The following is an 11,250-nucleotide window of genomic DNA, read 5'->3' on the forward strand; positions in this document are numbered from 1 at the left end:
ATGACAAATGCTATTCAAACCCAACGCTTCAATTCAAGCGGCCCCGCGCCGGTAGATCCACAGCTGCGTCGGCGGAATGTTGCGGATGACGAAATGGAAATGCTCGACCGTATAGTCGCCGCGGCCGGGCGGGATCGGCGACAGCGGCCCGTAAGTCAGCTGCACGATCGGCCGGCCTGCCGGGATGCGGTCGAGCAGGCTCTCGACATAGGCGATGCGCTGCGCGACCGGAAAATTGAGCAGCGGCACACCCGATATCACCGAATCGAAGATCAGGTCGCGCTTGTCGCCGAGCGTCGCGTCGAGATTGAAGGCGTCGCCCTCGATGACGTTGACGCCTGGATAAAGCTGGCGCAGATGGCGCACGAAATCAGTGGAATATTCGACCGCGTAGAGGTTTTCAGGCTTTATGCCCTGGGCGAGGATGGCGCGCGTGATGACGCCTGTGCCGGGCCCGACCTCGAGCACCGGCAGGCCGGATGTCGGATCGACGATCGAGGCCATCTTGCCCGCGGTGATGGAACTGGTCGGGACGATCGAACCGACCGCCTTCGGCTTGTCGATCCAGCCCTTGAAGAACTTCAACTCGTCGTCGAACTTTTCTGCCAGCGTCTTTCGCAGTCCGGGACTACGCGTCATCGAAAGTCCTCCTCAACGCTCCCTCGCATGCTACTTAGCAGTTACGAGGTGCAAGACAAGGCGAATCCCCGGATAAGGTGTTGATCACGCTCGGGAAGCGTTTCCAGGGATCAGCTTCAGTGCTCGCCGAACGTTTCGAAAAAGTCCTTCATGCGTGCGAAAAATCCGCTCGACTGAGGCGAATTGTCCTTTGAGGAAAGCTGCTCGAATTCCTCCAGCAATTCGCGCTGACGGCGCGAAAGGTTCTGCGGCGTCTCGACCGCGGTCTGGATATAGAGATCGCCGACATTGGGCTGGCGCAGCACCGGCATGCCCTTGCCCTTGAGGCGGAACTGGCGACCGTTCTGAGTGCCTTCCGGCACCTTCACCTTCGTCTGGGTACCGTCCAGTGTCGTCACCTCGAACGAGCCGCCAAGCGCTGCCGTCGTCATCGAGATCGGCACCTTGCAATAAAGATCGGCGCCGTCGCGCTGGAAGAATTCGTGCGGCTTGACCGCGAGGAAGATGTAGAGATCGCCCGACGGGCCGCCGCGCAGGCCGGCCTCGCCCTCATTGGCCAGCCGGATGCGGGTGCCATCCTCGATGCCGGCAGGGATGTTTACCGACAGCGAGCGCTCCTCGGTGACACGGCCCTGGCCGGCGCATTTCGGGCACGGATCCTTGATGGTCTGGCCGCGCCCCTGGCATTGCGGGCACGTGCGCTCGATCGAGAAGAAGCCTTGCGTGGCGCGCACCTTGCCGTGGCCGTTGCACATCGAGCAGGTGACGGGCTGGGTGCCGGGCTTGGCGCCGCTGCCCGAGCATTCCGAACAGGAGATCGAGGCCGGCACGCGAATTTGCGCGGTCTTGCCGGAAAATGCCTCTTCCAGCGTAATTTCCATATTGTAGCGCAGGTCGGCGCCGCGCTCGCGGCCGCCGGACGAGCGGCGCTGGCGCCCGCCCATCATGTCGCCGAAAATGTCCTCGAAAATGTCGGCGAAGCCGCCAGCGCCAAAGCCTTGCGCCGCGCCATTCATACCGCCGTGCTCGAAGGCGGCGTGGCCGAAGCGATCATAGGCGGCGCGCTTCTGCGGGTCCTTCAGTGTCTCGTAAGCTTCGTTGATTTCCTTGAACTTGTGCTCGCAGGCATGGTCGCCTGGGTTGCGGTCGGGATGGAACTGCATGGCGAGCTTGCGAAAAGCGCTCTTGAGCTCCTTCTCGTCGGCGCCCTTTTGCACGCCCAGCGTTTCGTAAAAATCAGCTTTCATGTTTTCCCGCAGTCCGGATATTCAACGTCTTGAAGCATCGTTGCGTCGTTTGCCGGCACGCTGTTCCGATTTAGGTGTGATGGAGCCGGGATGCCAGTGTCTACGAGGCTTTGTCCGCATTTTTTCGGGCAGTTCCGCGTTTTTCCGGTAAAGGGTTGCAAAAAAGCCCGGCTGCGCGCCGGGCTTTTTCCTTACCTGTACCGTCAGGCGGTTCAGGCCGACTTCTTCTTCTCGTCGTCTTCGTCGATTTCCTCGAAATCGGCATCGACGACGTCACTGTCCTTAGCGGCATCAGCCTTGGCGTCGGCCTCGGCGGCTTCCTTCTGCGAAGCCTCGTACATGGCCTGGCCGAGCTTCATCGAGACTTCGGCGAGCGTCTGCGTCTTGGCCTCGATCTCGGTCACATCGTCGCCTTCGGCAGCGGTCTTCAGCGCCGCGATCGCATCTGATATCGCCGTGCGGTCGGCCTCGGAAACCTTCTCGCCATATTCCTTCAGCGATTTCTCCGAGGAATGCACCAGCGCCTCGGCCTGGTTGCGGGCCTCGACCAGCGCGCGCCGCTTCTTGTCGGCTTCGGCATTGGCCTCGGCGTCCTTGACCATCTTCTCGATGTCGGCATCCGAAAGGCCGCCAGACGCCTGGATGCGGATCTGGTGCTCCTTGCCGGTGCCCTTGTCCTTGGCCGAGACGTTGACGATGCCGTTGGCGTCGATGTCGAAGGTGACCTCGATCTGCGGCACGCCGCGCGGCGCCGGCGGGATGCCGACCAGATCGAACTGGCCGAGCGCCTTATTGTCGGCGGCCATTTCACGCTCGCCCTGGAAGACGCGAATGGTCACCGCCGACTGCGAATCCTCGGCCGTGGAGAACACCTGGCTCTTCTTCGTCGGGATCGTCGTGTTGCGTTCGATCAGCCGCGTGAACACGCCGCCCAGCGTCTCGATGCCGAGCGACAGCGGCGTCACGTCGAGCAGCAGCACGTCCTTGACGTCGCCCTGCAGCACGCCGGCCTGGATGGCGGCGCCCAATGCGACGACCTCATCCGGGTTGACGCCCTTGTGCGGCTCCTTGCCGAAGAACTGCTTCACGATCTCCTGGATCTTGGGCATGCGGGTCATGCCGCCGACCAGGACGACTTCGTCGATTTCGCCGGCCTTCAGGCCGGCATCCTTGAGCGCCGCCTTGCATGGATCGATCGTGCGCTGGACGAGATCCTCGACCAGGCTCTCGAACTTCGCCCGCGTCAGCTTCAGCGTCAGATGCTTGGGGCCGGTGGCATCGGCGGTAATGAAGGGCAGGTTGATTTCGGTCTGCGTGGTGGACGACAGCTCGATCTTGGCCTTTTCAGCCGCTTCCTTGAGGCGCTGCAGGGCGAGCTTGTCGTTCCGCAGGTCGATGCCCTGTTCCTTCTTGAACTCGGCCGCCAGATATTCGACCAGACGCATGTCGAAATCCTCGCCGCCGAGGAAGGTGTCGCCATTGGTCGACTTCACCTCGAACACGCCGTCGCCGATTTCGAGCACCGAAATATCGAACGTGCCGCCGCCAAGGTCATAGACGGCAATCGTCTTGCCTTCCTTCTTGTCGAGACCATAGGCAAGCGCGGCCGCCGTCGGCTCGTTGATGATGCGCAGCACTTCGAGGCCGGCGATCTTGCCGGCATCCTTGGTCGCCTGGCGCTGGGCGTCGTTGAAATAGGCCGGAACGGTGATGACCGCCTTCTCGACCTTCTCGCCGAGATAGGCCTCCGCCGTTTCCTTCATCTTCTGCAGGATCATCGCCGAGATCTGGCTGGGCGACTGCTTCTTGCCGCCGGCCTCGACCCAGGCGTCGCCATTGTCGCCCTTGACGATCTTGTAGGGGACAAGCTTCTTGTCCTTCTCCGTCACCGGATCGTCGTAGCGGCGGCCGATCAGGCGCTTGACCGCGAAAATGGTGTTTTCAGGATTGGTAACCGCCTGGCGCTTGGCCGGCTGGCCGACGAGGCGCTCGCCGTCGCTGTTGATGGCGACGATGGAAGGGGTTGTGCGGGCGCCTTCCGCATTCTCGATGACCTTGGATTCCTTGCCATCCATGATGGCGACACAGGAGTTGGTTGTTCCCAGATCGATACCGATTACTTTTGCCATTGTTCTAATCTCTCCGCTAAGCAGGCTCTCAGGACCCGTACAGGCGTTCCGACGAAAGCCCCTGTTCACAAGAAATTCCGCTCCGGCAACCGGCATTCGGCGCTGGACGGCTTGGCGCGTATATAAGAACAGGCTGCGTGACGCGCAAGCATTCTGCGCAAGGCGTTCACCATTCATCGCGGTTGATCGGATTCGGGACCGGCAGGCCGGTATTTTCCGGCGGTGATCCAGCCGGCCCGGCCCCCGGCCCATGAACCTTTTCGCCTCGCCCCGCGACTGACGCTCAGGTGCCGCGTCGTGCGGCCCCGGAAAGGAAAACCCCATGACCGCAGATCCAGAGGCTCCATGGTCTACGGGAACAGCAGGAGCTCAGCGCGACTATCGCCTTCGGGACCGGGTCGATGCGCTGGGCTTTTCGCTGGTTCCGTTGACCCTGCGCGGACGCAAGCGTATCGTGACGTTGAGGAAAGCAGACAATTCGATCAGGGATGAACGTGCTGGAACGCCGCGCCTTGCCCTGATTTGCGCGCCGGGACCGGATGTTTCTCCCATGACCTGTGGGGGGAGATCCATGTCTTGCGACCACGGCGCGTTGGTGCGCTCTCGCGCCGGCCGTTTGCGCCGCGCCATCCAGGCTGCCAGCGGCCAGGCTGCCAGCGGATTGTCGGTCTTGGCGCTCGCCGCTGGGCTCTGGCTCTGCGGCTCGGCCCAGGCTCAGGAAACCCGGATCATCTATCCCGGCTCGATGGCAATGACCGGATTCTCCGGCACCATCATCCCCAATTTTGAGGAAGGCCTGCCACCGGGCGTCGATCCCGTCGACGAAACCTTCATCGACACGGCGCGCGCGACCTTGCGCGTCTTCGACGTCTCAAGGCTGGGCGGGCCGGCGTCTGGCCAATTGGTATTCACCCCGCCACCGTTCGAGGTCACGGCCGGACAAATCGGCCAGGTGTTCGGCATCGCCTATGACGACGGCGTGCGCGACGGCGTTCCCTCGGCCATTCCAAACCTCTATGCCGGCGCCACGTCGCTGAACGGCATCCGCATCGTCACACCAGACGGCGATGCCGATGGCCGATCGGAGCGGCAGCGCCGCGGCTCGGCTGACGCGGTCTTCATGGAGGGCCAGTTCGGCACCGAGAACGGCGGCGGCCCCGGAACGATCTGGAAGATCGACGGCATCACGGGCGCTGTCTCGAGATTCGCCGATATCGACGCCAATAGCGGCCCCGGCATCGGCGACGTCACTTTCGACAATATCCACCGCCAGTTCTTCGCCAGCGATCTCGACACCGGTCTCATCCACCGCATCGACGCCAATGGCGCGCTGCTCGACACGTTCGACCACGGCATAGCCGGCCGCCCGGCGCACGGGCTTGCCGCCGTTGCCGACGACGGCTCGGTGATGGACATCCAGGGTGCTGCCTTCGACAGCGAGGACCCCGACAGCTGGGGCTACACACAGGACGAGCGCCGCGTCTGGTCGGTCGCCTATCGTGGCGGCCGGCTCTACTACTCGGTCGGGGAAAAGGCGGAGATCTGGTCGGTGGGCATTGCCGGCGACGGCAGTTTCGCCGGCGACCCGCGCTGGGAACTGACGGTCAAGGCCGACAAGGATTACGCGGTCACCGACATCGCCTTCGACAACAAGGGCTTCATGTACCTGGCCCAGCGCGGCCCGGCGGAGAACCGCTACGACTACAGCCAGTTCGCCGATTCCGGCAAGGGTGAGGTCATGCGCTACTGGCGCGAAAATCCGGACGATCCGGCGACCGAATCGGCCTGGGTGGAAGTGCCGCAGGAATATGCGGTCGGCTTCCCGCAAGACAACCGGCAGTCGGCCGGCGGCCTCGACCTGCAATATGGCTACGATGCCGAAGGCAATCTCGATAGCGGCGTCTGCACCGACACGCTGGTCGATACCGGCGACAAGTTACGCGACAACCCGGAGCTTGCCGAACAACTCGCTGCCGGCGGGCCGCTTGCCGTGCACGGCGTGCAGATCACGCCGACGGCGCTGGTCAAGCCGGCCAACGTGCCGCCTTTCGGCTCGTGGTTCGTCGACTTCGACACTTATTTCGAAGACCCGGAAGTCGAGGGCCATGTCGGCGACGTCGAGGTCTGGCGCCCCTGCGAAGGCCGTGCCGGCTATTACGAGCAGGTGCCGGGCGGCTATCTGCCACCGTTCTATCCGCCGGACTTCCCGCCTCCCGGCAATCTGCCTCCTTGCCTCGACGTCGAGGATGTCAGGTATTTCTGCACGCCCTCCGGCCTCGAGGCCAATCTCTATCTCAATGACCATGCCGGCTTCGGCGGCGATTCGATCAAGGCTCTGTCCAGGACGCCTGGCGTCGGGGTGACTTCACCTCTGTCGCATGCACCCGGCGCGCCATTCACGATCGGCATCACCGGCCATTATCCTGGCGACAGGGTCGATGTCGGGCTCTGCTTCTACAGGCAGTCCGACCGCGACAAGGCTGGCTACTACCCTTGCTGCAAGATGACGTTGCCGCTCAGAACCCCAGCCGTCAGCTGCGAACCGTGAGGAGGGGAAGATGAGCAATCTTGCACTTTTCCCGCCTGCGACGAGCAGCCAATCAACCGGCAAACAATCATTCGTCATGGAGACCATCATGAAACCCCTGTCACTCGCCAGGCGCGGCGCGCGCTGGCTGATGGCGGCCGGTATCGCGGTCGCCATGCTGAGCCCGCTGCAAGGCTTCGCTGAAGACCTTGCTCCGGCCAAGGTCAAGCCTGCCGGTTCGGTCACAGTCATTCCCGATACCAAGCTCGATTTCGACAATCCTCGTATCGTCAATCCAGAGCCGGGCCGGATCGTGCCCTTCTTCACCAAGAAAGGCACCCAGCGAGGCTGCGACTATGTCGTATACTCGCTGAGCTTTGGCTTGCGCGGCAATCCGCAGGGTTTTGCCAGCCCGGGCGTCGCGGCCATGCTGAAAAAGGTCAGGCTCGATTTCAGGGACCAGCTCCCGCACGGCCTGCGCATCGTCGGCGTACATGTGACCGGCGACGGCACCGATGCGTCGGGCGGACCGCTGCCCGGCGCTGCGATCAGCAGTTCGGCTGGCCCGGACGATACCGCGACGGTGTCCGATTTCCGGATTTCCGCCGGCGATCTCGACGGCGTCGGCGCTGCGAACGAGCGCGTCATCACGTTCCAGATCACCGCCAACATCGATCATGCGGCGTTTCCGTCGCCGACGATCGTTCACAACCAGGGCATGGTCAAGGTGAGCCGCGAACGCGGCGCCGGCATCGAAATCCCGTCGCAGGACCCGGGCAAGCCGGACGACGGCAATTACCTCACGGGTGTAAAGACCTCGATCAAGATCGACGTCACCAGGTGCAACCCGCCGCCTCCACCTCCCGGCAAGGAATGCTTCAAGGTGGAGCGCGGCACGGTTGATTGCGTGCCCGGCGGCGGCGCCTTCATCTACCACATGCCGGTCGGCCCAGAAATGGCCGGCAAATGGGTGCAGCTTTCGACGACGACACCCGGCATCACCATCATTCCCGACACGCAATTGGTGCCGGCCGGCGGCGGTGTGCTCAATTGGAAGATCGTCGGCGCTTCACCCGGCGACGTTATCCACATCATCGTCACCGGCATCGAAACCTATGCCGGCCCGAAGGAGGGCTGGGGCCTGTGCTGCACGCAGACCATCGACATCGTCATCCCGCGTGATCAGCGCTGCCCGCCGAAGGACAAGGAACCGGATCTGAAAGTCGAAAAGCGCGCCGACGTGCAACGTTGCACGATGGACGGCGGCTGCGACTTCACCATCAGGGTCACCAATGTCGGCGATGCACCCTACCACGGCAAGATCGTGCTCGACGAAGTCACCCCGCCGGCCGGCTCCATCCTCGATTCAGGGCCGAACCCGCCCTGGGTCTGCGCGCCTGGAACCACCCCGATGATTTGTACTCATCCGGTAACCACGCTCAATCCGGGTGCCTCTGTCGACCTCGAGCTCGGCTTCAAGCCGGCCGCAGGCTGGCGAGGCAGCGTCTTGCGCAACTGCGCCACCTATAATTACGGGGCCAGCGGCAAGCCGCTTTTCGGCAACCAGCAAAACGATCGCGGCTGTGCTTCGATCCCGGTCTGCCGGCGTGGCGATCGTGACCGCGATTGCCGGCCGCCGGTGGAGAAGAAGGTCGACCTGATCCTGAAGAAGCGCGCCCGCACCGAATTCTGTTCGGCCGATGGCGTCTGCACCTTCGTGATCGACATTATCAACAATGGCAGCGTCCCCTATAACGGGCCGCTGACGGTCGTCGATACCTATCCGGGCGGCGTGCCGGCATCCTCGACCTTCGGCCCGACGCCGCCATGGACATGCGGACCGAACGGCCCCGGCCAGTTCCGCTGCGACAATGCCGGCATCGTGCTGTTGCCTGGCGCCTCGACGCCGATCTTCGTCAGGGCGGTGATGCCGGCCAATTACCGGCCCGATACCGTCGAGAACTGCGCCGAGGTGAAGGCCATTCCCGGTGAGAACGACATCACCAACAACAGGGCCTGCGCCAAGGAACGCATCCGTCATCCGAATGGCGGCCAGCCAGCCCTGCGCATCACCAAGGTGTGCAATGGTTCGCTGGCCGGCGCTGCGGCCGTTTCCTGCCGTATTGCCGTCATCAGCCTGGGCACCGCTGCCCCGACCGGTCCGGTGCGGGTCAACGATGCCGCAACGCTGATAGCCGGCGGGGCGCCGGTCCAGATCCAGACCGTCACCCCAGACGGCGCGGAATGGGCCTGCGGACCGGTTCCGGCCAATGCGCTGTCCTGCCAGATTCCCGGCGCCGTCATGACGCCTGGAACCAGCCGGCATTTCGACGTGACGGTTGCCGCGGGTGGCGAATTCGAAAACTGCGCACGCGGCTCCTACGGCCCGGCTCCGGGGGATGACATCGTCTATCCGATCGGCCGGGCCTGCGCCAAGGGCGGCGGCGCCTCGATCATCCGCGTCGAGAAGACCGGCGACGCCGAATGCCAGCCCGGCCAACCCTGCTCGTTCGAGATCACCATCACGAACGATGGCGCGAGCGCCTTCTCCGGTCCGGTTCGCATCGGCGATGCCATCGGCGTCGAAGGCCTCGGCCGGCTGGAAGGCGTTGCGATCACCTCGATCGATCCGCCCTTTGGCTGCTCGCCGGAGCCGGCAACCTTGCCGCTATCCTGCATCGCCAACTTGACGCTTGGCGCCGGGGAAAGCCACGTGCACAATGTGATCGTGACCATTCCCGACGACGGCCGCCTGGCCACTCTGCAGGGCACGGTCAATGGCCAGAACTGCGTCGGCGTGCTTTCTCCGAACACGCCGGTGCAAGGCGCGGGCGACGTGTTGTCCCGCGGTGCGGCCAACGTGCAGGGCGATCGCGGCAAGGCCTATGCCTGTCATCCCTTCACCATCAGGAATGAGGTGAAGAAGGAATGCTCGGCAGGCTTCGTCATGAACGACGCCGGCAACTGCGTCTGCCCGCCAGGCACCACCTTCCGCAACGGCCAATGCTCGTCCGGCGGCGGCACGGTCATCGTGCCGAAGCCAAGACCTTGCGTTCTGCTCAAAGGCCAGATCCGTACCGAAGACGGACACTGCGTCTGCCCGCGCGGAACCGAACTGGAAAACGGCGCTTGCGTGGGGAAAGAGCCCAAGCCCGAGCAGTGCACGATCCGCGGCCAGATCCACGACGCTGCCGGCGATTGCGTCTGCCCGCGGGGCACCGAAGTCAGGGGTAGTGCCTGCCGGCCAATCCAGCCGAAGCTTGAGCAGTGCACCATTCCTGGCCAGATCCGCAACGCTGTTGGCGATTGCGTCTGCCCGAGGGGTACGGAAATCAGAGGCAATGCCTGCCGGCCAATCCAGCCAAGGCCCGAGCAGTGCACGATCCGTGGCCAGATCCACGACGCCGCTGGCGATTGCGTCTGCCCGCGGGGCACCGAAGTCAGAGGCAATGCCTGCCGGCCAATCCGGCCAAAGCCCGAGCAGTGCACGATCCGTGGCCAGATCCACGATGCCAACGGCGATTGCGTCTGCCCGAAGGGCACGGAAGTGCAAGGCAATGCCTGCAGGCGCAAGAAGCCTGTTGTGGTGGAGTGCCCGATACCTGGTCAGGTCCACAACAAGCGTGGCGTCTGCGTCTGCCCGCGTGGGACAGAGCTGCGCGACGGCGCCTGCCGCAAACCACGGCTGGAATGCGCACCTGGCGCGCGGCCGATCAATGGCCAGTGCCAGCCGATCCGCAACCCGAACCTGCTGCTGAATCCAAAGGTTCTTCAGCAGGTCGTGCCAAGGCGCAAGCCGCAGCTCGAGCAATAGGATCGCGCACGGAACTTCAAACGGTGATGGTTCGCGTCACCCAAACCCGCCGGAGCGGTCCGGCGGGTTTTTTCTTTGGCGGGCAGATGAAAGGGCAGCGCAAACCTGAAGCCGTGGCGTCGGCGGAAGGACAAACCGGCTTCCACTTTCCGCACTCATGGTCTAGGCAGTCGATACAGAGGGTCTGTAAACTGAGGCGTTCAGGAAGGCCGCACCATGAGCAAAAAAACCCTGATCGCGCCATCGGTGCTGGCTTCCGATTTCTCGAAGCTCGGCGACGAGGTCGAGGCGGTGGCGGCGGCCGGCGCCGACTGGATCCATCTCGACGTCATGGACGGGCATTTCGTCCCGAACATCACGTTCGGGCCACCGGTGATCAAGGCGATCCGCAATCGCACCAAGGCCTTCTTCGACTGCCATCTGATGATCGCCCCCGCCGACCCCTATCTGGCCGCCTTCGCCGAGGCCGGCTGCGACGGCATCACGGTGCATGCCGAAGCCGGGCCGCATCTCGATCGCTCGCTGCAGACGATCAAAAACCTTGGCAAGAAGGCCGGTGTGTCGCTCAACCCGGCGACACCGGAAACGATGATCGAATACGTGCTCGACCGGCTTGATCTGGTCCTGATCATGACGGTCAATCCTGGCTTCGGCGGCCAGGCTTTCATTCCGGCGATCGTCGACAAGGTGAAGCGGGTGAAGGCGCTGATCGGTGCCAGGCAGATCCGGATCGAGATCGACGGCGGCATTTCGCCTGAAACGGCGCCCCTGGTCACTGCCGCCGGCGCCAGCGTGCTGGTCGCCGGTGCGGCCATTTTCAAGGGCGGCAGCGTCGAGGCCTATCGGGCAAATATCGAGGCAATCAGGGCAGCGGCGGACAAGGCGGCCGGCTGA

Annotated in this window: 6 protein-coding genes; 3 read left to right on the plus strand and 3 right to left on the minus strand. The window is 63.7% G+C overall.

Features of this window, described 5'->3' with window-relative positions; translation table 11 throughout:
* Positions 1–33: 33 nt before the first annotated feature.
* The 3 genes from pmtA to dnaK all read right to left on the minus strand — a co-directional run bounded on the left by pmtA (position 34) and on the right by dnaK (position 4,015).
* The gene (gene pmtA, locus NKI19_RS13970) at positions 34–639 is read right to left on the minus strand and encodes a phospholipid N-methyltransferase PmtA (protein WP_023679853.1); all 606 of its coding nucleotides are present in this window, start codon (positions 637–639) and stop codon (positions 34–36) included.
* Between the two features lie 116 nt (positions 640–755).
* Positions 756–1,886, minus strand: coding sequence for a molecular chaperone DnaJ (gene dnaJ / locus NKI19_RS13975; protein ID WP_352491141.1), 1,131 nt, complete (start codon positions 1,884–1,886; stop codon positions 756–758).
* 212 nt (positions 1,887–2,098) lie between these two features.
* Complete coding sequence (gene dnaK, locus NKI19_RS13980) at positions 2,099–4,015, minus strand: molecular chaperone DnaK (RefSeq protein ID WP_352491140.1); 1,917 nt, start codon at positions 4,013–4,015, stop codon at positions 2,099–2,101.
* A 322-nt stretch (positions 4,016–4,337) separates the two neighbouring features.
* Between dnaK and NKI19_RS13985 the strand changes: the two genes are divergently transcribed.
* From NKI19_RS13985 to rpe, 3 genes are all read left to right on the plus strand, one after another.
* On the plus strand, positions 4,338–6,563 hold the full coding sequence (locus NKI19_RS13985; protein WP_352565475.1) for a hypothetical protein: 2,226 nt from the start codon (positions 4,338–4,340) through the stop codon (positions 6,561–6,563).
* A 10-nt stretch (positions 6,564–6,573) separates the two neighbouring features.
* On the plus strand, positions 6,574–10,356 hold the full coding sequence (locus tag NKI19_RS13990) for a DUF7929 domain-containing protein (protein WP_352565473.1): 3,783 nt from the start codon (positions 6,574–6,576) through the stop codon (positions 10,354–10,356).
* A 216-nt stretch (positions 10,357–10,572) separates the two neighbouring features.
* The gene (gene rpe, locus NKI19_RS13995; protein ID WP_352491137.1) at positions 10,573–11,250 is read left to right on the plus strand and encodes a ribulose-phosphate 3-epimerase; all 678 of its coding nucleotides are present in this window, start codon (positions 10,573–10,575) and stop codon (positions 11,248–11,250) included.

Origin of the sequence: Mesorhizobium sp. M0751 (genome assembly GCF_040320265.1) — a bacterium.
Lineage (GTDB): Bacteria > Pseudomonadota > Alphaproteobacteria > Rhizobiales > Rhizobiaceae > Mesorhizobium.